At 63.9% G+C, this 22803-nt stretch carries 28 protein-coding genes and 2 pseudogenes; all 30 read left to right on the top strand.

Going from position 1 to position 22803, the window contains the following annotated elements:
• Window positions 1-235 precede the first annotated feature (235 nt).
• The 30 genes and pseudogenes from G3A56_RS20325 to G3A56_RS20190 all read left to right on the top strand — a co-directional run bounded on the left by G3A56_RS20325 (window position 236) and on the right by G3A56_RS20190 (window position 22802).
• The gene (locus G3A56_RS20325; RefSeq protein WP_141402144.1) at window positions 236-781 is read left to right on the top strand and encodes a hypothetical protein; all 546 of its coding nucleotides are present in this window, start codon (window positions 236-238) and stop codon (window positions 779-781) included.
• A gap of 292 nt (window positions 782-1073) precedes the next feature.
• On the top strand, window positions 1074-1238 hold the full coding sequence (locus G3A56_RS20320; protein ID WP_164056812.1) for a hypothetical protein: 165 nt from the start codon (window positions 1074-1076) through the stop codon (window positions 1236-1238).
• 174 nt (window positions 1239-1412) lie between these two features.
• Entirely contained in the window at window positions 1413-1577 is a 165-nt protein-coding gene (locus G3A56_RS28470) for a hypothetical protein (RefSeq protein ID WP_165910062.1), read from the top strand.
• Between the two features lie 200 nt (window positions 1578-1777).
• Entirely contained in the window at window positions 1778-2014 is a 237-nt protein-coding gene (locus G3A56_RS20315) for a helix-turn-helix domain-containing protein (protein ID WP_097143166.1), read from the top strand.
• A gap of 113 nt (window positions 2015-2127) precedes the next feature.
• Window positions 2128-2391 (top strand): DNA -binding domain-containing protein, encoded by a 264-nt coding sequence (locus G3A56_RS20310; protein ID WP_425359574.1) that lies wholly within the window; start codon window positions 2128-2130, stop codon window positions 2389-2391.
• 127 nt (window positions 2392-2518) lie between these two features.
• Entirely contained in the window at window positions 2519-2830 is a 312-nt protein-coding gene (locus tag G3A56_RS29650; RefSeq protein WP_376884951.1) for a transcriptional regulator domain-containing protein, read from the top strand.
• Window positions 2796-3281, top strand: a complete 486-nt coding sequence (locus G3A56_RS29485; protein WP_097143164.1) for a DUF2285 domain-containing protein — start codon at window positions 2796-2798, stop codon at window positions 3279-3281. Before G3A56_RS29650 ends, G3A56_RS29485 begins: the two co-directional genes overlap by 35 nt.
• Before the next feature lie 138 nt (window positions 3282-3419).
• Window positions 3420-3701, top strand: coding sequence for a helix-turn-helix transcriptional regulator (locus G3A56_RS20300; RefSeq protein WP_097143163.1), 282 nt, complete (start codon window positions 3420-3422; stop codon window positions 3699-3701).
• An 18-nt stretch (window positions 3702-3719) separates the two neighbouring features.
• A complete protein-coding gene (locus tag G3A56_RS20295) occupies window positions 3720-5045 on the top strand; it encodes a replication initiator protein A (RefSeq protein WP_246231399.1) in 1326 nt (441 codons plus the stop codon).
• Complete coding sequence (gene parA / locus G3A56_RS20290) at window positions 4936-5541, top strand: ParA family partition ATPase (protein WP_246231440.1); 606 nt, start codon at window positions 4936-4938, stop codon at window positions 5539-5541. The genes G3A56_RS20295 and parA overlap by 110 nt, the downstream gene beginning before the upstream one ends.
• Entirely contained in the window at window positions 5538-6296 is a 759-nt protein-coding gene (locus G3A56_RS20285) for a DNA-methyltransferase (RefSeq protein ID WP_097143160.1), read from the top strand. Before parA ends, G3A56_RS20285 begins: the two co-directional genes overlap by 4 nt.
• Window positions 6293-6544 (top strand): hypothetical protein, encoded by a 252-nt coding sequence (locus tag G3A56_RS20280; RefSeq protein WP_097143159.1) that lies wholly within the window; start codon window positions 6293-6295, stop codon window positions 6542-6544. Before G3A56_RS20285 ends, G3A56_RS20280 begins: the two co-directional genes overlap by 4 nt.
• Window positions 6541-7062, top strand: a complete 522-nt coding sequence (locus G3A56_RS20275; RefSeq protein ID WP_097143158.1) for a DUF2840 domain-containing protein — start codon at window positions 6541-6543, stop codon at window positions 7060-7062. The genes G3A56_RS20280 and G3A56_RS20275 overlap by 4 nt, the downstream gene beginning before the upstream one ends.
• A complete protein-coding gene (locus G3A56_RS20270) occupies window positions 7059-7604 on the top strand; it encodes a S26 family signal peptidase (protein WP_097143157.1) in 546 nt (181 codons plus the stop codon). The genes G3A56_RS20275 and G3A56_RS20270 overlap by 4 nt, the downstream gene beginning before the upstream one ends.
• Before the next feature lie 47 nt (window positions 7605-7651).
• The gene (locus tag G3A56_RS20265) at window positions 7652-7987 is read left to right on the top strand and encodes a DUF736 domain-containing protein (RefSeq protein ID WP_097143156.1); all 336 of its coding nucleotides are present in this window, start codon (window positions 7652-7654) and stop codon (window positions 7985-7987) included.
• Between the two features lie 3 nt (window positions 7988-7990).
• Window positions 7991-8746 (top strand): lytic transglycosylase domain-containing protein, encoded by a 756-nt coding sequence (locus G3A56_RS20260; protein WP_097143155.1) that lies wholly within the window; start codon window positions 7991-7993, stop codon window positions 8744-8746.
• The gene (locus tag G3A56_RS20255; RefSeq protein ID WP_141402143.1) at window positions 8743-9000 is read left to right on the top strand and encodes a hypothetical protein; all 258 of its coding nucleotides are present in this window, start codon (window positions 8743-8745) and stop codon (window positions 8998-9000) included. The genes G3A56_RS20260 and G3A56_RS20255 overlap by 4 nt, the downstream gene beginning before the upstream one ends.
• Window positions 8990-10729 (top strand): relaxase/mobilization nuclease domain-containing protein, encoded by a 1740-nt coding sequence (locus G3A56_RS20250; protein ID WP_097143154.1) that lies wholly within the window; start codon window positions 8990-8992, stop codon window positions 10727-10729. Before G3A56_RS20255 ends, G3A56_RS20250 begins: the two co-directional genes overlap by 11 nt.
• A gap of 29 nt (window positions 10730-10758) precedes the next feature.
• Window positions 10759-12743, top strand: a pseudogene (locus G3A56_RS20245) (conjugal transfer protein TraG).
• Between the two features lie 4 nt (window positions 12744-12747).
• Entirely contained in the window at window positions 12748-13212 is a 465-nt protein-coding gene (locus G3A56_RS20240; RefSeq protein WP_097143152.1) for a CopG family transcriptional regulator, read from the top strand.
• Between the two features lie 167 nt (window positions 13213-13379).
• Window positions 13380-14381: a P-type conjugative transfer ATPase TrbB gene (gene trbB, locus G3A56_RS20235; protein ID WP_132010564.1), complete on the top strand. Its 1002-nt coding sequence runs from the start codon at window positions 13380-13382 to the stop codon at window positions 14379-14381.
• An 83-nt stretch (window positions 14382-14464) separates the two neighbouring features.
• On the top strand, window positions 14465-14761 hold the full coding sequence (locus tag G3A56_RS20230) for a TrbC/VirB2 family type IV secretion system protein (RefSeq protein WP_097143298.1): 297 nt from the start codon (window positions 14465-14467) through the stop codon (window positions 14759-14761).
• Window positions 14761-15042 carry a VirB3 family type IV secretion system protein gene (locus G3A56_RS20225; RefSeq protein WP_097143292.1) on the top strand — a complete coding sequence of 94 codons (282 nt, stop codon included), beginning with the start codon at window positions 14761-14763 and terminating at the stop codon, window positions 15040-15042. The genes G3A56_RS20230 and G3A56_RS20225 overlap by 1 nt, the downstream gene beginning before the upstream one ends.
• 11 nt (window positions 15043-15053) lie before the next feature.
• A pseudogene (trbE, locus tag G3A56_RS20220) lies at window positions 15054-17483 on the top strand (conjugal transfer protein TrbE); the annotation flags it as partial.
• A 22-nt stretch (window positions 17484-17505) separates the two neighbouring features.
• The gene (gene trbJ / locus G3A56_RS20215; RefSeq protein WP_097143290.1) at window positions 17506-18258 is read left to right on the top strand and encodes a P-type conjugative transfer protein TrbJ; all 753 of its coding nucleotides are present in this window, start codon (window positions 17506-17508) and stop codon (window positions 18256-18258) included.
• Between the two features lie 11 nt (window positions 18259-18269).
• Entirely contained in the window at window positions 18270-18563 is a 294-nt protein-coding gene (gene trbK-alt, locus G3A56_RS20210) for a putative entry exclusion protein TrbK-alt (protein ID WP_097143289.1), read from the top strand.
• Window positions 18564-18566: 3 nt separating this feature from the next.
• Window positions 18567-19940, top strand: coding sequence for a P-type conjugative transfer protein TrbL (trbL, locus tag G3A56_RS20205; protein ID WP_097143288.1), 1374 nt, complete (start codon window positions 18567-18569; stop codon window positions 19938-19940).
• Complete coding sequence (gene trbF / locus G3A56_RS20200; protein ID WP_097143287.1) at window positions 19937-20626, top strand: conjugal transfer protein TrbF; 690 nt, start codon at window positions 19937-19939, stop codon at window positions 20624-20626. The genes trbL and trbF overlap by 4 nt, the downstream gene beginning before the upstream one ends.
• Window positions 20623-21642 (top strand): P-type conjugative transfer protein TrbG, encoded by a 1020-nt coding sequence (trbG, locus tag G3A56_RS20195; RefSeq protein WP_164056811.1) that lies wholly within the window; start codon window positions 20623-20625, stop codon window positions 21640-21642. The genes trbF and trbG overlap by 4 nt, the downstream gene beginning before the upstream one ends.
• Window positions 21639-22802 carry a TraB/TrbI/VirB10 family type IV secretion system protein gene (locus G3A56_RS20190; protein WP_210202046.1) on the top strand — a complete coding sequence of 388 codons (1164 nt, stop codon included), beginning with the start codon at window positions 21639-21641 and terminating at the stop codon, window positions 22800-22802. The genes trbG and G3A56_RS20190 overlap by 4 nt, the downstream gene beginning before the upstream one ends.
• Window position 22803 lies beyond the last annotated feature (1 nt).

Below are 22803 nucleotides of genomic sequence, written 5' to 3'. Positions count from 1 at the left end.
CTCCAAACCTCCCCAGCCCATACGGACGCGGCGCCTGGTCGGCGCCGCGGGGCTTCTCTATCTGACTTCCGATTGTCGCATTCGCCCCTGCGGCGTAAAGGACTTCGTGGTCCCCTCAAAATGCTAACGCATTTCGGCTCCCCACTCGCCGGCTCCGCCGGTCGCGTTGCGATCCTTGACCCCTTGGGTCGCCAATGCAGACACCTTTGCGTCAGATAACGCAAAGGAGGCTTCCATGTCTGAATTAAATTTTCTCAAGATGTATGCCGATGCTGCCGCGCTTCGGATCGACGTTCTGGTCAATCGTCTCGATTGCAACACGGCTCTCGAACGGGCGCTGCATGACTACCTCGAAAATTTCCTCGCACAATTCATCACCTACACCCGCGAGGCTTTGGCAGCGGAACGCCGCTTCATCCTCAATACCGATCCGGCCAAGGTCGCGGAACTGGACGAGGATTTCGGCAATCATCGCGAAAACTATGAATATTACTGGCGCGAGCCGAAAGGCTCGGACCTTTGGGATCATGTTCCCTGCGAGATGAAGGAGTTTCGCCTTCTGCTTGGTAGGATCGAAAGAAAGCTCGGCATTCCTATCGATGCCATCGGCTTGGAACTACCGCAGCAGGAATACCCTACATCGGCTCCGTCGTCCGTTGAACACGATCCTGACGACATTGACGAGGAATGCTACGAAGACCTGCATGGTTACGATGAAGGCGAGGAATTTTCCGCAATCTATGTCTTCGTCAACGGTGACGACTGCGACAGCAAGCCGTGAGACGCAGACCAGAGGCGGCATTCGCCGCCTCTGGTCTTTGCCTCTGCGGGAGCGCTGACAGCCGGATCGACCGGCCGCCAGCACTGACGAAAGGGGGGCTGCGCCGACCCCTCTCGTCGCTCACCCCATGAGGGAAAGGCAAGCCCCTCCCTCAAACTCCCTCCCATGGGAAGGAGAGACGGTTCCCTCCTTCTCCTTCCCAAACCCATCCTCTTCTCCCGGCCAGGTCTGACTCGAACGCTGACTACGCTATGGATCGTGCCGTATTCCTGCTTCGCGGCCTGATCCACGGATGGCAAAGGAACTCGCCATCTTATCCTGCCCAGATCCGACAGTGCTGGCGGCGGCCGTCGAAATGACGAACGACACCGGAACGGGGCCAACAAACCAAGGCACAGCGAAAGGCATCGGCAAATCATTTTCCGACTACGGCGGCAAAGACCACCCCGCTCTTTGAGACGCAACCTTGGTTTCAATCCCGGCCTTCCGCGATCAACCCATGAAGGGTCGGACTATGCGAAGCATGCCGCCGCGCGAGGCTTCGCCTCGGCGGTGATCGCGGCCGGGACCAAAACACATCGGGCGCCTGTCGAGCGGGGAATGGTCCCCGCCTCCAAACAGGAGCCGGAAAATGTCCCTTGCAGATGCCCACGCCTTCGCCTTCAGCCTCGCCGCCACCCTGATGGTCACTATCGTCGTCTTCCGCGCCGGCGACGGTACGCTCAGCGTGATGCCCGCCGCCGAATACGACGGAGAAGACGATACCGTCATCAACGAGATAGACCCGTTCGCTTGAGCCGGGCGGCGTTGGCCACCGCCTGCGGGCGGTGGCCCCGCATGGGCCACCAGGCCGGCGTTTACCGAAACCGAATCAGTTCGTGGCCGTTCGCCGGATTCGCTGAGTCAAATAGGGTTTTTCTGGATTTTCACGGCAAGAGCGACTAAAATAGCCGTAGTTTTGGAATGTGCGTAGGTCCATGTGGGAGGTGATCATGCATGATCACCGCCCGACAATCTCGGGCCGCGCGCGCGTTGCTTGGTTGGACGCAGGAGACGCTCGCCGACAAGGCCCGTGTATCATTGACCGCCCTCAAACGCCTCGAATCCGAAAGCGGCTTCGAGGTATACGAGACCACACGCGATCAGGTTCGTCGGTCTTTCGAAGACAACGGCATCGTCTTCCTCAATTCCGATCGTGGTGTGGGAGTTATGCTTGTTCGCGAAATTCTCTAATCCTGTCCCGACTGTAGGGAGGCGTCGTATTCGCGGCTTCCACCTCTGTTTTGCCATCACAAATCCGTTAACAAGCACCAATACATTGGATAGGGTTCAGTAGTGGGGATCGTGTGATCAAAAACTTGCTCATGGACCATCCGCCGGCTGACGCGGAGCTCACCGCCTACGACCGGGCGCATCTAAAGCTGTATCTGCGTCTTCTCGATGCGGAGGCCGATGGCGCGGATTGGCAGGAGGTTGCCGAGTTGGTCTTGCGCCTTGATCCCAGGAAAGACGCAGAACGCGCCCATCGAATCTACGCCTCGCATCTGGCTCGGGCGAAGTGGATGGCCGAGCAGGGCTATTCCAGCCTGATGCGCGCCGCCCTTCACTGACCTTCGATCCAGGTGGTGCAGAACCCGCATCACGTTACGCCACCTTCGTTGTTCCCAAAACCAAAGCAACTTGAGATCGTAGCCCTTGCATTGCCCACAGTCGTAAAGCGTATGTGGAGGTCAGGGGATGCCTGAACAACATGACTGGCGGTCCGACGCCGACTATGACTTTATTGATCGATTGACGACGTCCGAGCTTGCTTGGGAATTCCTTCGGCGAAACTTGGATTACCGGAAAGCCTACGAGAGCCTCGCTGCGCGCGGGCAACTTGATAGCGATCAGGCTCGTGCCGTCGCCGAACAATGGGGGTTGTGCTTTCGCCGCCGATCCCCGGCACACAGCACTCGATCATCCTATCTTCTGGACCCCGAATGCCGACCCTGGGGCAATTCTACTCCACAGGATGTCCCTCGCTTCAGGCGATTCCGCCGCTGCTGAGGATTTCATCCGCGCGCACTCCTTTGACCGAATCGATGCTCTCCATCTGCGGATCGACGTTGCCGGTGAACGCCTCGAAGTCACCCGTATCGATGCCCCATCCGGCGGCATCCTTGTCGCTGTTCTGATCCTCGATGCCGCCGCGTTGGATCGGCTTCATGCGCTGAGCCGCTTTTGCGCGATGCTGTTTCGCCGTCGTGTCCCCACAGACATGCGGCTGACGTCGCAGCGCCGGCGGCGTATCCGCCAGATGCTGCGCGCATTCGACGCGCGCCTGGACGGGGCGACTTACCGCGAAATCGCGATCGCCATCTATGGTGATGCGCGTATCGCCGCCGAACCATGGAAAACATCTTCTCTGCGCGATGCCGTCATAGGGCTCGTCGAAGGTAGTTTCGCCATGACCAGCGGCGGTTATCTCCAATTGCTGCGTCACCGTCATCGATCCTAACTGTTTTTGGTGAGCCGGGGGTGGGGATTTTCGTCCCCCTTAGTTCCCCATCCCCCCTGAAGGCTTCCCTCCGCCACCGTGGTCGCCGTCCGCCGCTAATCCGCGGCCGCCGCCCGCAACCCCACGGAGGCCCGCCCCATGCGACCCGATCCCGTCATTTTGCCGCCGCGCTTCCTTCGCACCAAGGAGGCCGCTGAATTCCTCAGCCTCTCCGCTCGAACCCTTGAAAAGCATCGGACCTACGGGACTGGTCCTTCGTATCGCAAGCTGGGTGGGCGCGTCGTCTACGCCGTGGACGATCTTGAAGCCTGGGCCGCACTTGGCGCTGTCACCTCGACCTCCGATCCGCGTGGCCAGGTGCTGCCGGCGAAGCGCCATGCGCTGCCCGCCGTTCCGCAGCCTGGCCGCTACGCACGCTGATCGCGGCCGGTTTTTCGAATGGCGGCGCGGCATCGGTCCCTCTCGGAGCGTGGACAACTCGATCTGTTCCGGGCGCTCCCCGGCGACTTCGCGCCACGAGACGCGCAGGATCTCATGGCCTATCCCTTCTTCTCCCTTTCCAAGACCCATCGCGTCGCGCCGATCGATTTCGTCGCCGGCAATGTGACGATCCGGGTCGAGGCCGTCCCCGATCACGGCATGGCGACCATCTGGGACGCCGATATCCTGATCTGGGCGGCAAGCCAGATCGTCGAAGCCCGCGATGCCGGGCTTCGCACTTCCCGGCTGATGGCTGCCACGCCATACGAAATCCTTTCCTATGTCGGGCGTGGCACCAGCGTGCGCGACTATCAGCGCCTGAAGGCAGCACTCGACCGGCTGCAATCGACCACGGTGTCCACCTCGATCCGACAGCCGGCCGAGGGCCGTCGCCATCGTTTCTCGTGGATCAACGAATGGCAGGAGCGCACCGACCGCAACGGCCGTCCCGAGGGCATCGAGATGATCGTCCCGGACTGGTTCTACCAGGCCGTTATCGACGATGCCCTCGTGCTGACCATCGACCGCGCCTATTTCGATCTGACGGGCGGCCTCGACCGCTGGCTCTACCGCCTGGTGCGCAAGCACGGCGGCCGCCAGCGAGACGGCTGGCGTTTCGACTTCCGCCATCTCCATCAGAAATCCGGCAGCCTGTCGCCGTTCAAGCGCTTCGCCTTCGAACTGCGCGACATCATCCGGCGCCAGCCACTGCCGGGCTACAGGCTCTCCCTTGAGACCGAGATCGGCGGGCGCACGCTGCTCGCTTTCGAGCCCACTCCGACCTGTGGAAAACCTGTGGATAGACTCGTGCTATCGGGAACCCGGACTATCGTGCTATCGGGAACCGGAGGCTCGTGCTATCAGGAACCCAAACAGGGGGTAACGCGCGGAAATCAAACACGAAATCGCGCCCTTAACTTAGAGTCTAACCAAGAATCTAACCTTAAAGAGCGCGGGCGCGATGTGGAAAACCTCATCCGCGACGCTGCCAGAAGCCTCAGCATAGCCGCGAAAAAGAGCGTTTCGGCCAGGCCGTCCGCCCCCGACCGGCCCCCGATCTCCCCGAGACTCCTGCATCCGATCCCGAAATACCTCGGCTTCCTCTCGATCCACCGGGAGGACGCTGATGATCGTCGCGCTCCTCAATCAGAAGGGCGGCGTCGGCAAGACAACGCTGGCGCTGAACCTCGCCGGGGAATGGGCGGCACGCGGCAAGCGCGTCACCCTGATCGACGCCGATCCGCAGGGTTCGGCGCTCGACTGGTCGCAGCAGCGCAGCCGTGAGGGCCTTCCGCGCCTGTTCGGCGTCGTCGGCCTGGCGCGCGATACGCTGCATCGCGAGGCGCCTGAACTTGCCCGCAACGTCGATCATATCGTCATCGACGGGCCACCGAGGGTCGCCGGCCTCATGCGCTCGGCGCTGCTCGCCGCCGACCTCGTGCTGATCCCCGTACAGCCGTCGCCGCTCGACGGCTGGGCCTCGGCCGAGATGCTGGCGCTGCTCTCCGAGGCGCTCATCTACCGGCCGGAACTGGCCGCACGTTTCGTGCTGAACCGCTGCGGCGCCCGCACCGTGCTCGCACGCGAGACAGCCGAGACACTCGCCGATCACGATCCGCCGGTGCTGACCACCACTATCGGCCAGCGCATCGCTTTTGCCGTTGCCGCGCAATCCGGTCGCCTCGCATCCGAACTTGACGACGACACGCCGGCCACGCGCGAGATCGCGGCGCTGGCCGCCGAGATCGAGCATCTCGAAATCGGGAGGGCCGCATCATGACAGTCCTCACCGAAACCGTGCTAACCGGCGATTGCCGCGATCTCATGCCGGCACGCGGCCCGTTCGACTTGATCCTGGCCGATCCCCCTTACGGCGACACATCGCTTGCCTGGGATCGTCGCGTCGCCGACTGGATCACGCTCGCTCGCGTGGCGCTCACACCCACCGGCTCGCTCTGGGTATTCGGCTCGCTGCGCCATTTCATGGCGACCGCCGACCAGTTCGCCGATGCCGGTTTGCAGATCGCCCAGGAGATCGTCTGGGAGAAGCAGAACGGATCGTCGTTCCACGCGGACCGCTTCAAGCGCGTGCATGAACTGGCCGTCCAGTTCTACCCGGCCGAGACCGCCTGGCGCGACATCTACAACGACGTCCAGACCACGCCGGATGCGACGGCGCGCACCGTGCGGCGCAAGATGCGCCCGCCGCACACCGGCCATATCGATGCCGGTCACTATGTCAGCCATGACGGCGGGCCGCGCCTCATGCGCTCGGTCATCTACCTGCGAAACTGCCACGGCCGTGCCATCCATCCGACCGAGAAACCGTCGGCGCTCATGGAAATCCTGATCCGAACAAGCTGCCCGGAGGGCGGGCTTGTCGGCGACTGGTTCGCCGGATCGGGCGCGGCCGGTGAAGCCTGCCGGCTTACCGGCCGACGCTATCTCGGCTGCGAGATCAGACCCGACATGGCGGAGAAGGCGCGCGCCCGGATCGCATCGGTGCTGCCGTTCGACGGGAGGGCCGCGCCATGAGCAAGCGTCCCGCCCGCAAAGGCTTCGCCTCCCGGCCTGCCGATCCCGACCATTGGATCAGGGCTGCCGACGCGCCGCTCCGCAATGGTGACGCCGGCGGTTTCACCGCCCGGCTGACCATCGACGTGACGCCCGAGCTGCGCGGCAGGATCAAGATCGCTGCCTTCCGGCGCGGCGTCACCGTCGCCGACATGCTGCGCGATCTCTTCGCTCGTGAATTCCCGCCAACCCAAGGAGACCCCTCATGACCGGCAATGCGGCTCCCCGCTTGCGCGGCGGCCCGTTGCCGTCCGCAGGCTCTACCGACGATATGACCCATGTCGAGCTGACATGGATCGAGAAGAAGGTCGAATACTGGATCAGGTTCGGCCGGGAATCCGGCGAACTGATCCTCGATCGCCGCCGTCGCGTCATTTCTTTCCGCCCAAACAGCATCTTCGCCTTCGCCCGCTGGGCCGGCAACGATTTCGGCACGATCATATCACGCATCGACATCGTGCGCGCCGTCGAGCCGGGCGAAACCTATCAGACGCTGCCCTTCGTGCGTCCCGGTGGCGAGATTCTGCTCAAGATCGAGGGCTGGCCCAAGGTCGAGGACGTGCTGCGCCACATCGATGCGATCGAGCGTGTCGGCATCGACGCCTGCGACGTCGCCCCCGATCACTGGCGCCACATCGCTCACCGAATGCAGTCCGGCGAGACTCCACGCTCCTACACGATGGAGCGTCATCAGGCGTGGCTCAAGCGGCGGGAGATCGGCCGATGACCCGCTTCGGCTACGTCATGGTGACGTATTTCGCGGCGATGGGCGTCGCCATCGCTGCGTTCATCCCGACATCCACCAAGCTGATCTGGAACGCCACCGAAAGCGCGCCGATCGGCTTCTACACCATCGCGCCAGCCGATCGGCTGGAGGTGCCCGAACTGGTCGCCGTCATGCCGCCCGAACCGCTCGCCGACTTCATGGTGGAGCGCGGCTATGTCGGCCGCGGCGTGCCGCTGCTGAAGCGCGTCCTTGGCTTGCCCGGTCAGCGCGTGTGCCGCAGCCGCGACCTGATCACGGTCGATGGGATCGAGATGGGCGAAGCGCTCGACCGCGATCGCCTCGGCCGCGCGCTGCCCATCTGGCAGGGCTGCCGCGTCGTCGCGGATGACGAGCTTTTCCTGATGAACTGGGAAGTCCGCGACAGTCTCGACGGCCGCTATTTCGGGCCGCTTCCGGCCTCCACCGTGATCGGCCGGGCAATCCCTCTCTACACCGACGAGGACGGCGAAGGCCGCTTCGTCTGGCGCGCGCCGACGCGGTGACGGCGCAAGTTTCGCAACCTTGCCGCACAACACAGGAGACCATGAGCATGGCTCAGATTGGACATTTCACCCGCACGCAATCCGGCTTCAAAGGGCGTTTCAGGGCGCTCGGCATCGACGAGGAAATCACCTTCGTTCCGGCCGAGCCTTCGGAAGCAAAGAATGCCCCTGCTTACCGCGTTCTGCTCGGCGACGAGGAAGGTCTCGATATCGGCGCTGGCTGGTCGCATGTCGGCGACCGCGCCGGCGAATTCGTCTCCGTCGAGATCTACAGCCCGCTGTTCGGCGGCACGCTTCGCGCAAACCTCTTCCGTGCCGGTGACGACGGCTCCGCCTGGGGCCTGCACACCAACCCGCCGTCGAAGAAGCGGAAGGAGGACTGAACGGTGGCAATTCGGCAACGTGCCTGCGTCGGACGTTCTGCTACCGTCCGACGCTCGGCACTCTCCCTTCTTCTTTCCAGCCTGACCTTTGCCGCCTCCGCGGCGTGTCCGGCTGTTGCGCAATCGCTGCCGCCGACCCGCGCCGCGATCGCCGATCCCCATGCCGCGCACATCGCCGAGGCGTCGCAGCGCTTCGCTATCCCGCAGGCATGGATCGTCGCGGTGAAGCACACCGAAAGCCGTGACGACGTGCGTGCGGTATCGCCCGCCGGTGCGCTTGGCCTCATGCAGATCATGCCCGAAACCTGGGCCGAACTGCGCGCTCGTTACCGGCTCGGTCGTGATCCGTTCGATCCTCGCGACAACATCATCGCCGGCACCGCCTATCTGCGCGAGATGCTTGATCGCTACGGCACGGTCCCGGCGATGCTTGCTGCCTATAATGCTGGCCCGGCGCGCTACGACCAGCATCTCGCCACCGGCCGCGCTCTGCCGGCAGAGACGCGCGCCTATGTCGCTTTGCTCGCGCCCGCGCTTGGTGCCGCCGCGCCGTCGGACGGAACGCACATCGTGCTCCAGCCGCCGGCCGATTGGCGCGAAGCATCGCTCTTCGTGGCGCGCGACGATAACCGCCGACCTGTTGCCAATCGTCAGCCGAACGGTCTGCAACCTTCCGTTCCGGCGCAGGACGACAATGCTGCCGGATTGCAGACGGCACCCATTTTCCTCGCCAGGCGAGAGGGAGACGGTGCGCAATGACAGTCAACCGGCTCTTTCGCATCCTGTCGGGCTCTGGCGCATCATGGAGTGTGCCGGGGGTGGAGGCAGGAGCAGCGACCGAAGGATGGCAGGATAAAAGGGCGCACATTGCGCGGCGGTTGGGCGGTTGTTTTTGTTTAGGTTTCTGGCCCCTTTTGCACATTGTCCGGCTTTGCCGCAATGTTCGCAAGCAGTCCAACACCCTGTTTCTGCGCGATCTTTTGCACATTGCGGAGTTGCGCCATGGCCGATGAGCGCGAGTTCCGCGTCCGACCGGGGTGCATCCGGTCCAGCCGGGCGCAGTCGGCGCGGTCCTTCATTTCGCAGGCGCTCGCCGCGGCGAAGAAGGCCGGCGGCGGCGTGTCTCGCTCCGGCCGCGTCGTCTCCGGCAACCGCTCGCGCTTCGGTCACGGCCAGCGCGCCAGCATTCAGGCCAATCGCCTGATCTCGTCCCGCTCGCGCGGCGCCGTCGTCAAGGCGCGTGTCGTGCGCCATTCCGCCCGGACTGCGCCGCTCGGCACCCATCTCAATTATCTGCGTCGCGAGGGCGTGACCCGTGACGGGGAAAAGGCCCGCCTGTTCGGGCCGGGAACCGAGAACGCCGATGCAGGCGCCTTCGCCGAACGCTGCGAGGATGACCGGCATCATTTCCGGTTCATCGTATCGCCGGACGACGCCGTGGAAATGGCCGACCTCAAATCCTTCACCCGCGATCTCGTCGGGCAGATGGAGAAGGATCTCGGTACTCGGCTCGACTGGGTGGCGGTGGATCACTGGAACACCGAGCATCCCCATGTCCACCTGATCGTGCGCGGCGTCCGCGACGACGGCCGGGATCTTGTGATCTCGCGTGACTACATCAAGGAAGGGATCCGTGACCGGGCGCGCGATCTCATCACCCAGGAACTGGGGCCGCGCACCGACCTCGACATCCGCCGCACTTTGGAGCGCCAGATTGAATCGGAGCGCTGGACCCAGCTCGACCGCCAGCTTGTCCGGGATGCACGAGAAACCGGCATCGTCGATCTCGCACCGCGAGCCGATCGGCAGCCCGACGAGTTTCATGCCCTGAAGGTCGGACGGCTGCGCAAGCTGGAAGTCCTTGGGCTGGCCGGACAGGTCGGCCATTCGCAATGGTTCATCAAGCCCGAGGCCGAGGCGGTGCTGCGCGAACTCGGCGAACGCGGCGACATCATCAAACGGATGCACAAGGCGCTGACGGACCGCGGCATCGAGCGCGGCTCCGCCAACTATGTGTTGGCAGGCGAAAGCCTCGATGAGCCGATCATCGGTCGCCTGGTCGATCGCGGTCTCGACGACGAGCTGAGAGGCTCGGCCTATGCCGTCGTCGACAGCGTGGATGGACGCACCCATCACATCAAGCTGCCCGACCTCGATGCTGCCGGCGACAGCGTTCCCGGCTCGATCGTCGAGCTGCGCAAATTCGATGATGCGCGCGGTGAGCGCCGCGTCGCACTCGCCGTTCGCTCCGATCTCGACATCGAGCGACAGATCTCGGCGTCGGGCGCGACCTGGCTCGACCGACAGGCAGTCGCGAAGGAGCCGCTCTCCTTATCCGATGGTGGCTTCGGCGCCGAGGTGCAGCAGGCCATGGAGCGGCGTGCTGACCATCTTGTCGAAGAGGGGTTGGCCGAGCGGCAGGGACTCAGCGTGGTGTTCGCCCGCAGGCTGGTCGACACCTTGCGCCGCCGCGAGCTCGATGCGCTTGGCGAGAAACTCGCCACCGAGACGGGCCAGCCATTCAACCGCGCTGGCAGTGGCGAATATGTCGCTGGCACCTATCGTCAACGCTTCGCGCTTGCCTCCGGCCGCTACGCGATGATCGACGACGGTCTCGGCTTCCAGCTCGTACCGTGGTCTCCATCGCTGGAAAAGCAGCTCGGCCGGCACGTCTCCGGCATCGCCCGTAACGACGGCGGCATCGACTGGAGCTTTGGCCGCAAGAGAGGGCTCGGCCTTTAACCTTCAACATCGGAGAAAGGACCAACGCCATGTCCGCGACGAAAATCCTCTGGGGCCAGATCCTCACCGTCCTTCTGATCGTGCTAATGACGACCTGGGGAGCGACACAGTGGACGGCCTGGCAACTCGGCTTCCAGCCCCAGCTCGGCCATCCCTGGTTCGTGATTGCCGGTTGGCCGGTCTATTACCCACCGGCCTTTTTCTGGTGGTGGTATTTCTACGACGCCTATGCGCCGCCGATCTTCGTGGAAGGCGGTATGATCGCCGCGTCCGGTGGTTTCATCGCCATAGCGGTTGCCATCGGCATGTCGGTCTGGCGGGCACGCGAAGCCAAGAATGTCGCGACCTACGGATCGGCGCGCTGGGCCGAGCCTGAGGAAGTGAAGGCCGCCGGTCTGCTCGACCAGGACGGCGTTGTTCTCGGCAGGCTCGATCGGGCCTATCTGCGGCATGACGGTCCGGAGCATGTCCTGTGTTTCGCGCCGACCAGATCGGGCAAGGGCGTCGGCCTGGTCGTGCCTTCGCTGCTCACTTGGCCCGGTTCGGCCATCGTCCACGACATCAAGGGCGAAAACTGGACACTCACCGCCGGCTTCCGATCCCAGCACGGTCGCGTGCTGCTATTCGATCCGACCAATGCAAAGTCCGCCGCCTACAATCCGCTGCTCGAGGTGCGGCGGGGTGAATGGGAGGTCCGCGACGTCCAGAACATCGCCGACATCCTGGTCGATCCCGAAGGCTCGCTCGACAAGCGGAACCATTGGGAGAAGACGTCGCATGCGCTTCTCGTCGGCGCCATCCTGCACGTTCTTTATGCTGAGAAAGACAAGACGCTGGCCGGCGTCGCGGCATTCCTGTCCGATCCGAAGCGGCCGATCGAGTCGACTCTCGCCGCGATGATGAAGACGGCGCATCTGGGTGAAGCCGGTCCGCATCCGGTCATTGCCAGTGCTGCACGCGAACTGCTGAACAAGAGCGACAACGAGAGATCCGGCGTGTTGTCGACCGCCATGTCGTTTCTGGGCTTGTACCGCGATCCTGTCGTTGCAGAGGTGACGCGCCGTTGCGACTGGCGCATTACCGACATCGTCGGCCGCAAGAAGCCGACGACGCTCTACCTCGTCGTACCGCCGTCAGACATCAATCGGACGAAGCCGCTCATTCGCCTGATCCTCAACCAGATTGGCCGGCGCCTGACCGAGGATCTGCAGGCGAAGGCGGGACGACAAAGATTGCTGCTCATGCTGGATGAGTTTCCGGCTCTGGGAAGGTTGGATTTCTTCGAGTCGGCTTTGGCCTTCATGGCAGGCTATGGTCTCAAATCATTCCTGATCGCGCAGTCGCTAAACCAGATCGAGAAGGCATACGGGCCAAACAATTCGATCCTCGACAATTGCCATGTGAGAGTCTCCTTCGCGACGAATGACGAGAGAACCGCGAAGAGGGTGAGCGATGCACTCGGCACCGCCACAGAGATGAAGGCGATGAAGAACTATGCCGGGCACCGGTTGTCGCCCTGGCTCGGGCATTTGATGGTCTCGCGCTCGGAAACCGCGCGGCCGCTGCTCACCCCTGGCGAGATCATGCAGCTTCCTCCGGCCGACGAGATCGTCATGGTCGCTGGAACGCCGCCGATCCGGGCGAAGAAGGCGCGGTATTTCGAGGATGCGCGGTTTCAGGAGCGGATATTACCTCCGCCGAAACTGGTCCGTGCCGGCGAACCGCATCCGGATGACTGGAGCCGCCTGCCGATCCCGACCCGCCCTCCGTTCGATGACGTCGTGGCGGGCGCCACCGAAGAGGATGAGGACCCGACCGAATCCGAACGCCGGCGTCAGCCGGAGCTGAGCCGGGTGAAACCCGTCGAGAAAAAGGAGCCGATCGAGAACGAGTTCGAGATCGATCCCCCGATGAGATGGAGGAGGAAGCCACCCGGAACCGTCGTATGACCCGGCTCATGCAGGGTGTGGCGCGGCAGGTGTCGCTTGATCCGAATGACGGGATGGAGCTGTGAACGCATGACCGGCAGGAAAAAGAAGACGCAGATCTCCGTTTATCTCGAACCCGACGTCATGACGATGCTCTCGGACTATTCGGCGCGCCGGGAGCAGCCGATGTCCTTGATCGTGGAGGCGGCCGTCGCCTCCTTCCTGTCGCCGGACGACGCCGAACGGCGCGAGGGGTTGATCACCAAGCGTCTCGACCAGATCGATCGCCGCATGACGCGGCTGGAACGTGATGTCGGCATTTCGGTCGAGACGCTTGCCGTGTTCGTTCGCTTCTGGCTCACCACCACGCCAGCACTGCCCGAACCGGCCGTACAGGCGGCGCGAGCCAAGGCCGGCGAGCGCTATGAGGCATTCGTCTCGGCACTCGGCCGCCGGCTCGCTCAGGGGCCAAAACTGCGGCAGGAAATTTCCGAGGATGTCGCCGACTCATCTGACAGTCAGGGCTCCCCGCGCATGGGCGCACATGGCGAGTAGTGACGGCTTTCGCGAGATCAAGCAGATCGCGGCACCGCCGTTTCCCTGTATTTGCACGCTACGCTACTACGACGCCAATTCCTTGTTGAATCAGCATAATTTCTGGCTCCTTTAATCATCCCCATCCGGGGACCGTCTGATTTTCCTCGGCGAGAAACGGGGATCGGATGGCAGTCTCGCATCGAAATTCAGAAGGCTTTGCGCGTGGCGCCCGGATGCTGCGCACCGCGCTAGGTGCATCCATCGCCCGCTTTCTGGAAGATCCCGGTGTCGTCGAGGTAATGCTCAATCCGGATGGGCGATTGTGGATCGACCGGCTCTCCGAAGGCATGTCCGACACCGGCGAGCGCATCTTGCCCGCGGATGGCGAACGCATCATCCGCCTGGTTGCTCACCACGTCGGCGCAGAAGTTCATGCCGGCGCTCCACGTGTTTCGGCCGAACTGCCCGACAGCGGCGAACGCTTCGAAGGTCTCCTGCCTCCGATCGTCACCGGTCCGGCCTTCGCCATCCGCAAGCCGGCGATCTCGGTGTTCACACTCGACGACTATGTTGCGGCAGGAACGATGACCGCCAATCAGGCGGCATTGCTGCGCGAGGCCGTCGCATCGCACGCCAATGTCCTCGTCGCCGGCGGCACGGGCACCGGCAAGACGACACTCACCAATGCTCTGCTGGCCGAAGTGGCGAAGGGGCAGGATCGGCTTCTCATCATCGAGGATACCCGCGAGCTTCAAAGCCAGTCCGAGAACAAGGTGCCGATGCGCACCAAGGATTTCATCGCCAATCTGACCGATCTGGCACGCTCCGCCATGCGCTTCCGGCCTGACCGCATCATCGTCGGCGAGGTGCGCGGTCCCGAAGCTCTCGACCTGCTCAAATTGTGGGGAACGGGACATCCCGGCGGCATCGGCACCATCCACGCCGGTACCAGCATCGGCGCGCTCCGCCGTCTCGAGCAGCTCATCCAGGAAGCTGTCGTCACCGTCCCCAAGGCACTGATCGCCGAGACCATCGACATTGTGGCGGTTCTCTCCGGTCGCGGTTCCGTGCGCCGGCTCTCCGAACTCGCCCGCGTCGAAGGGCTCGACCCCGACGGCGATTACCGGGTCGCTTCCGCTCACCTTTCCCCTGATCGCCAACCACTCCCGAAAGGAGAACAGTCATGACCTCCCATGTTCCGCCCATCCTGCCCACGGCGCCGGATCAGGCGTGCGCACCGTCCGTTCTGCGCGGCATCCGTCGGCACCTCATGGGACCGACTACGCTCGCCGTCGTTATGATGATGGCGGCCGTGCCGGCTCATGCTTCCGGATCCTCCATGCCGTGGGAGGCGCCGCTTCAGTCGATCCTCGAATCCATCGAGGGGCCGGTGGCCAAGATCGTCGCCGTCATCATCATTATCGCCACCGGCCTGGCGCTGGCCTTCGGCGACACAAGCGGCGGTTTTCGCAGGCTGATCCAGATCGTTTTCGGCCTGTCGATTGCCTTCGCCGCCAGCTCCTTCTTCCTGAGCTTCTTCTCCTTCGGCGGCGGGGTACTGGTCTGATGGCCGGGGCGCTCTTACGGATCGACGATGTGCCGGGGCTCAATGTCCCGGTCCATCGGGCGCTGACCGAACACATCCTGCTCGGCGGCGCTCCGCGCGCCATCGCCATCATGAACGGAACGCTCGCCGGAGCCGTGGGCCTCGGCCTGCGCCTTTGGCTGGTAGGTCTCGCCATCTGGGCAGTCGGCCATTTCGCCGCCGTCTGGGCGGCGAAACGCGATCCGCTGTTCGTGGAAGTCGGTCGCCGTCATCTGCGCATCCCTGGTCACCTTGCGGTCTGAGGAGCGCGACCATGCTGAACCTTGCCGAATATCGCCGCACCGCCAGCCGCCTCGCGGATTTCCTGCCCTGGGCCGCGCTCGTCGGCGAGGGCGTCGTTCTGAACAAGGACGGATCGCTGCAAAGGACCGCGCAATTTCGCGGTCCAGACCTCGAATCCGCCGTCGCTGCCGAACTGGTCGCCGTCGCCGCGCGCCTCAACAATGCCTTCCGGCGTCTCGGCTCTGGCTGGGCGATCTTCGTGGAAGCGCAGCGCCAGGAGGCCGCAACCTATCCCGACAGCCGTTTTCCAGATCCGGCCTCGGCATTGCTCGATGCCGAGCGCAAGGCCGATTTCGAGGAACAGGGCAGCCATTTCATTTCCGGCTACTTCCTCACCTTCACCTATCTCACGCATGCCGAGGACGCAGCCCGCGCCGAGACCTGGCTCTATGAGGGCCGTGAACGCTCCGGCGTCGATCCGAACGAGATCTTGCGCGGCTTCATCGATCGCACCGATCGCGTGCTGGCGCTGCTCGACGGCTTCATGCCGGAATGCGACTGGCTCGACGACAGCGAGACGCTGACCTACCTGCATTCCACTGTCTCGACCAACCGGCATCGCGTCCGGGTTCCCGAGACGCCGATGTATCTGGACGCGTTGCTGGCCGATCAGCCCCTGACCGGCGGGCTGGAACCGCGCCTTGGCAACACCCATCTGCGCATCCTCACCATCGTCGGCTTTCCGACCGCGACCACGCCCGGAGTTCTCGATGAACTGAACAAGCTTGCCTTTCCCTATCGCTGGTCGACGCGCGCCATCCTGCTCGACAAGACCGACGCCATCCGGCTGCTCACACGAATTCGCCGTCAGTGGTTTGCGAAGCGCAAGTCGATCGCTGCGATCCTGAAAGAAGTCATGACCAACGAGGCGTCGGTTCTCGTGGACACCGACGCGGCGAACAAGGCGGCCGACGCGGACATCGCGCTTCAGGAGCTCGGCGCCGACTATGCCGGCATGGCCTATGTCACGGCGACCATTGCCGTGTGGGACACCGATCCCCGCCTTGCCGACGAAAAGCTCCGGCTTGTCGAGAAGGTCGTGCAGGGCCGGGACTTCACAGCGATGTCCGAAACCATCAATGCCGTCGATGCCTGGCTCGGCTCGCTGCCGGGGCATGTCTATGCCAACGTCCGCCAGCCGCCGATCTCGACGCTCAATCTTGCCCACATGATCCCCCTCTCCGCCGTGTGGGCGGGACCGGAACGGGATGACCATCTCGGTAGCGCCCCCTTGCTCTTCGGCAAGACCGAGGGAAGCACCCCGTTCCGGCTTTCCATTCATGTCGGCGACGTCGGGCACACGCTGGTCGTCGGGCCGACCGGCTCCGGCAAGAGCGTGCTACTCGCCTGCATGGCGCTCCAGTTCCGGCGCTACGCTCAATCCCAGGTGTTCGCGTTCGATTTCGGCGGCTCGATCCGGGCCGCGGCCCTTGCCATGGGCGGCGACTGGCATGATCTCGGCGGCGACCTCACCGAGGGGAATGCGTTTTCTGTCTCGCTCCAGCCGCTTGCGCGCATCCATGACATGCCGGAACGCGCCTGGGCGGCCGACTGGATCGTCGCCATCCTGACGCGCGAGAGCATCGCGATCACGCCGGATGTCAAGGAGCACATCTGGGCGGCGCTGACCTCGCTCGCCTCGGCGCCGGTCGAGGAACGCACCATCACCGGCCTGACAGTACTGTTGCAATCAACCGACCTGAAGCAGGCGCTCAGGCCCTATTGCATCGGTGGTCCCTACGGTCGGCTGCTCGATGCTGAAACCGAACATCTCGGCAGCGCGTCGGTGCAGGCTTTTGAAATCGAAGGCCTGGTCGGCACGGGTGCTGCTCCGGCCGTCCTGTCCTATCTGTTCCATCGTATCGGCGACCGGCTCGACGGCTCGCCCACCATGCTCATCATCGACGAAGGTTGGCTGGCGCTCGATGACGAAGCCTTTTCCGGGCAGTTGCGGGAGTGGCTGAAGACACTCAGGAAAAAGAACGCTTCGGTCATCTTCGCCACGCAGTCGCTCTCCGACATCGACAATTCGGCGATTGCACCGGCGATCATCGAAAGTTGCCCGACGCGTCTTCTTCTCCCGAACGAACGCGCCGTCGAACCGCAGATCACCGCCATCTATCAGCGCTTCGGACTGAATGCGCGCCAGATCGAGATCCTCGCGAGGGCCACCCCGAAAAAAGACTACTACTGCCAGAGCCGCCGGGGGAACCGCCTGTTCGATCTCGGCCTGTCCGAAGTCGGCCTGGCACTGACGGCCGCCTCCTCGAAAACCGATCAGTCCGCCATCGCCCGCATCTTCGCCGAGCACGGCCGGGACGGCTTCCTTGCCGCCTGGCTGCGCCTGCGCGGCGTCGATTGGGCCGCCGACCTCATTCCCGCCCTCGCCAATCTCATCCCCAGCCCGATAAGGAGACTTCCTCATGAACACCCGTTATTCCCGCACGGCGCTGCTTGCCGCATCCTTTCTTGCCGTCTCAGGCCCGGCTTCGCTGGTTCTGGCGCCGCCGGCTTCCGCCGCCTGGATCGTCTACGACCCGACGAACTACTCGCAAAATCTGCTGTCTGCCGCGCGGGCGCTGGAGCAGGTCAACAACCAGATCACCTCGCTTCAGAACGAAGCGCAGATGCTCATCAACCAGGCCCGCAATCTGGCGAGCCTGCCGTATTCGTCGCTCCAGCAGATACAGCAATCCGTTCAGCGCACGCAGCAGCTTCTCAGCCGGGCGCAGAACATCGCCTTCGATGTCGGCCAGATCGATCAGGCGTTTCAGTCGAAATACGCCAACGTGTCGCTGTCGGCCACCGATGCGCAGCTTGTTGCCGATGCCAAGGAGCGCTGGAGGAACAGCGTCGGCGGACTTCAGGACGCCATGCGCGTGCAGGCCACCGTCGTTGGCAATATCGATACCAACCGCACCGAGATGTCGCAACTGGTTGGTCAGAGCCAGAGCGCGACCGGCGCGCTTCAGGCTGCACAGGCAGGCAATCAGCTTCTCGCCCTCCAGTCGCAGCAGCTCTCCGACCTCACGGCATTGCTTGCCGCCAATGGCCGGTCCACCGCGCTCACCGAGGCAGAACGCGCCGCCGCGGCCGAACAGGGTCGCGTGCAGCGCGAGCGCTTCCTGACGCCGGGCTCCGGCTATCAGGCCGGCAGCGCCAAGATGTTCAACTGAGGGCGTGGGCCATGGACGGCAAGATGCTGGCCCGCTTGGGCGCCGTCGTCTTTGTCGCCGTCGCGATCACCGCGACGGCGACCGAAATGCTCAGAAGGAGAGAGGCGCCCGCACCATGGACACGCCCCACGGCCGCCGTCGGATCGCCGGCAGATCCACTTCGCGTTGGACAGCGCCGGTGCCAGCAGCTCGGGCAGGCCGCAACGAACGACGCCGAATGCCTGCGCATCTGGTCGCAAACGCGAGACCGCTTCCTCGGCAGGACGTCCGTACCGGCCGCCCCACAGACCATCGAAGGACAGTGATCCATGGGCGGCAGCGGCGTCATCGACAATTTCCTCGGGGTCTTCACCTCTTATATCGACAGCGGGTTCGGTCTTCTCGGCGGCGAGGTCGCCTTCATCGCCACCACGCTGATCGTCATCGACGTGACGCTCGCCGCCCTGTTCTGGAGCTGGGGCGCCGACGACGACATCATCGCTCGACTGGTGAAGAAGACCCTGTTCGTCGGGGCTTTCGCCTACATCATCGACAATTGGAACAATCTGGCGAGGATCATCTTCGAGAGCTTCGCCGGCCTCGGCCTCAAAGGCTCCGGCACCGGCTTTTCGACGGCGGACCTCCTTCGTCCCGGCCGGGTGGCGCAAGTCGGTCTCGACGCGGCCCGGCCGCTCCTGGAATCCATTTCCGACCTCATGGGCTGGGTCGCGTTCTTCGAGAATTTCATCCAGATCGCATGCCTGCTGTTCGCCTGGGCGCTCGTCCTCTTGGCTTTCTTTATTTTGGCGATCCAGTTGTTCGTCACGCTGATCGAATTCAAGCTGACCGTTCTCGCCGGATTTGTCCTCATCCCGTTCGGACTGTTCGGAAAGACGGCCTTCATGGCCGAAAGGGTCCTCGGCAGTGTCGTCTCTTCCGGCATCAAGGTGCTGGTGCTCGCTGTCATCATCGGCATCGGCTCGACGCTGTTCAGCGAGTTCACCTCCGGCTTCGGCGGGGTCACGCCGACGATCGACGACGCGATGGCGATCGTGCTCGCAGCACTTTCCCTGCTCGGCCTCGGCATCTTCGGACCGGGCATTGCCAACGGTCTGGTTTCCGGAGGCCCGCAACTTGGTGCTGGTGCTGCCGTTGGCACCGGCCTCGCCGTCGGAGGTGCTGCACTTGCCGCAGGCGGTGCGGCTGGCCTGGCCTTGCGCGGTGGGGCTGCGGCACTGTCCGGCGGCGCTGCTGCCGTTCGTGGTGGCGCAGCGGCGGCAGGTGCCGCCTCGACCGCCTACAATCTCGGATCGATGGGGCAGACCGGCGCTGCCGGTGTGGCGTCCGGTCTCGGCGGTGTCGCGCGAGGAGCAGGCTCCGCCACCGTCTCGCCTCTGAAGCGCGCGATCGGTCGTGCGTCCGAAAGCGTTAAATCGGATTTCTCCGGAGGCGTGAAAGGCGGCTTCAGCGCCACCGGCGGCTTTTCCACCCTCGGCACGGTCGGCGGTGCCGAAGCCGCCAATGATGATTCCTTTGCCGCCACCCCCGCAGCTTCGGGCAATGGCGCCCCCGATTGGGCCAGGCGCATGAAACGCAGCCAGCACTTCAGCCACGGCGTTTCCGCGGCCGCCCATGCCGTTCGTTCCGGCGACAGTCATGGCGGCGGCTCTTCCGTTAATCTCTCCGAAAGTGACCGCTCATGAGCTTGTTCAAACGACCGGCAACCCACTACGGCAAGACGCCGCAACCCGAGACACCCTATCAGAAGGCCGCACAGGTCTGGGATGAGCGCATCGGCTCGGCCCGCGTGCAGGCGAAGAACTGGAGGTTCATGGCCTTTGGAAGCCTGATCCTGTCGGCAGGCTTTGCCGCAGCACTCGTCTGGCAGTCCACGCGAGGGACCGTCGTGCCCTGGGTCGTGGAGGTCGACAAGCTCGGTCAGGCACAGACCGTCGCCGCCGCCACGGCCGACTATCGTCCAACAGATCCGCAGGTCGCGTGGCATCTGGCGCGCTTCATCGAACAGGTCAGGAGCATTCCCGCCGATCCCATCATCGTGCGCCAGAACTGGTTCCGCGCCTATGACTGGACGACGGATCGGGGCGCGACGGCGCTGAACGACTATGCGCGCAGCAATGACCCGTTCACCAAGGTCGGCAAGCAGCAGGTTGCCGTCGAGGTTTCCAGCGTCATTCGCGCATCTCCCGACAGCTTCCGCGTCGCCTGGATCGAGCGCCGATACGAGAACGGACAGCTTTCCACCACCGAGCGCTGGACCGCGATCCTGACCATAGTGATCCAGACGCCCCGCGATGCTGATCGACTCAAGGCCAATCCCCTCGGCATCTATGTCAATGCAATATCGTGGTCGCGGGAGATGGGCGAATGAAGAAGTCGCCGATCCGTACAACCGGAACCCCTTCTTTCCGCAAACCCGCCATTGTCGCCGTGCTCCTTTCCACCGCTGCGCTGGCCGGATGCGCCACGCCGCAGAAGCCGCCGCAGATCCGCTACGATTCCGATGTGCCGGCATTGCCGGTCGTTCCCACCGTGCTGAGGGATGAGCGCCCGAAGCCGCTGCACATTCCGCCGGGCTGGACGCCGGCGCGTGGGGGTGCCACCGCAACCACGCCGACCGGCCGGGTTCAGAATGCCAATGCGGCGGCCCGTGTCGAGCCACGCCGGGATGGTTACTACAATGCAATCCAGATCTATCCCTGGAGCGAAGGCGCCCTCTATCAGGTCTATGCCGCACCCGGCCAGATCACCGACATCACGCTTGAACCCGGCGAAAGCCTGACCGGAGCCGGGCCGATCGCTGCCGGCGACACCACACGCTGGATTATCGGCGACACCGAGAGCGGCAGCGGCACCACCCGGCGCGTCCATGTCCTTGTGAAACCCTCGCGCCCCGACATCACCACCAATCTGGTGATTTCCACCGATCGACGCACCTACATGCTCGAACTGCGATCCGGCGAAACGCCCTACATGCCGTCGGTCGCCTGGTCTTACCCGCAGGTGCCGGGCTCGCAGCAGTCCATTCCGGACACGCCGGCTATTCCGGCTGTCGTGGCACGAAACTACCGCTACGGTCTCACCGGAGACACGCCGCCGTGGCGGCCCGTCTCCGTCTATGACGATGGCCGCAAGGTCTATGTCGAATTCCCGCGCGGCATAGTGCAAGGGGAGTTTCCGCCCCTGTTCGTCGTCGGCCCAGAGGGTGAAGCGCAAATCGCCAATACCCGTATCTATCGGAACATCCTGATCGTGGACCGTCTCTTCGGTGCGGCCGAGCTGCGCCTTGGCAGCGGCAAGCATCTGCAGACCGTGAGGATCGTCCGGACAAACGGCGTAGTACAGGCGCCGGTTGTCCGAGACAAAGAAGGAGGACGGTCGTCATGAGCGAGGCCGGCAACAGTCAAGAAGCAACTCCGGCGCTCAATCCTGTCACACCCATGCGCTTGCGGGCAGAACCACCACGCGTCACCAGGCTGTCGCGCAGGGTGCTCCTCGGCCTTGGCCTGGTCGCATCGCTCGGCATCGGTGGCGCGTTGATCTATGCTCTTCAGACCCGAGATCGTGGCAATGGTGGCGAAGAACTCTATTCCACCGAGAACCGGACCACGGCCGACGGTCTGGCAGGCCTGCCGCGGGACTATACCGGCCCGATCCTGGGGCCAGCTTTGCCCGGCGATCTCGGCCGTCCGATCCTCAGTGCGCAGGATCGTGGCCAGCCTGTTGTTGTGCCGACAGCGCCGGGTGTCGATCCGGCCGAACAACGCCGCCTCGCCGAAGCGGAATCCGCCCGAACCAGCCGCGTGTTCTTCCAGACGGAAACACGCACGACGGCAAGCGCAATAGCGCCTGACGCGAATACGACCACAAATCTTGCCGGTCTCGATCAGGCTGGCACTCCTACTGCGCAGGACCGACAGGTCGCCTTCCTCAACGCCGCCGTCGACCGACGCACTGTGGCGGCCGATCGCGTGATGCCGCCGGTGTCGCCCTATGTGCTGCAGGCCGGTTCGGTAATCTCCGGAGCGCTGATCACCGGCATTCGCTCCGATCTCCCCGGCCAGATTACCGCCCAGGTCACCGAGAACATCTACGACAGCCCGACCGGCCGCATCCTGCTCGTACCGCAAGGAACCCGCATCATCGGCCAATACGACAACAATGTCGGTTTCGGGCAGAGGCGTGTCCTGCTGGTCTGGAACCGGCTGATATTCCCGAATGGCCGATCCATCGTCCTTGAACGACAGCCCGGCGCCGACACGCAGGGCTATGCCGGTCTCGAGGACGGCGTCGACTACCACTGGTGGGATCTGGCGAAAGCTGCTGGCCTCTCGACATTGCTCGCGGTCGGCGCAGAGCTTGCCATGGATGACGAAGACCGGCTGGTTCAGGCTATCCGCAATGGTGCGCAAGATACCATCAACGATGCTGGTCAGCAGATCATCCGCCGCCAGTTGCAGATCGCGCCCACGCTCACCATCAGGCCAGGTTTCCCGGTGCGGATCATCGTCACCCGAGACCTTGTGATGGAGCCCTATAGAGGTTAGC

The sequence above is a fragment of the Rhizobium oryzihabitans genome (assembly GCF_010669145.1).
Lineage (GTDB): Bacteria > Pseudomonadota > Alphaproteobacteria > Rhizobiales > Rhizobiaceae > Agrobacterium > Agrobacterium oryzihabitans.
This window is presented reverse-complemented; position numbering and strand designations above follow the sequence as displayed.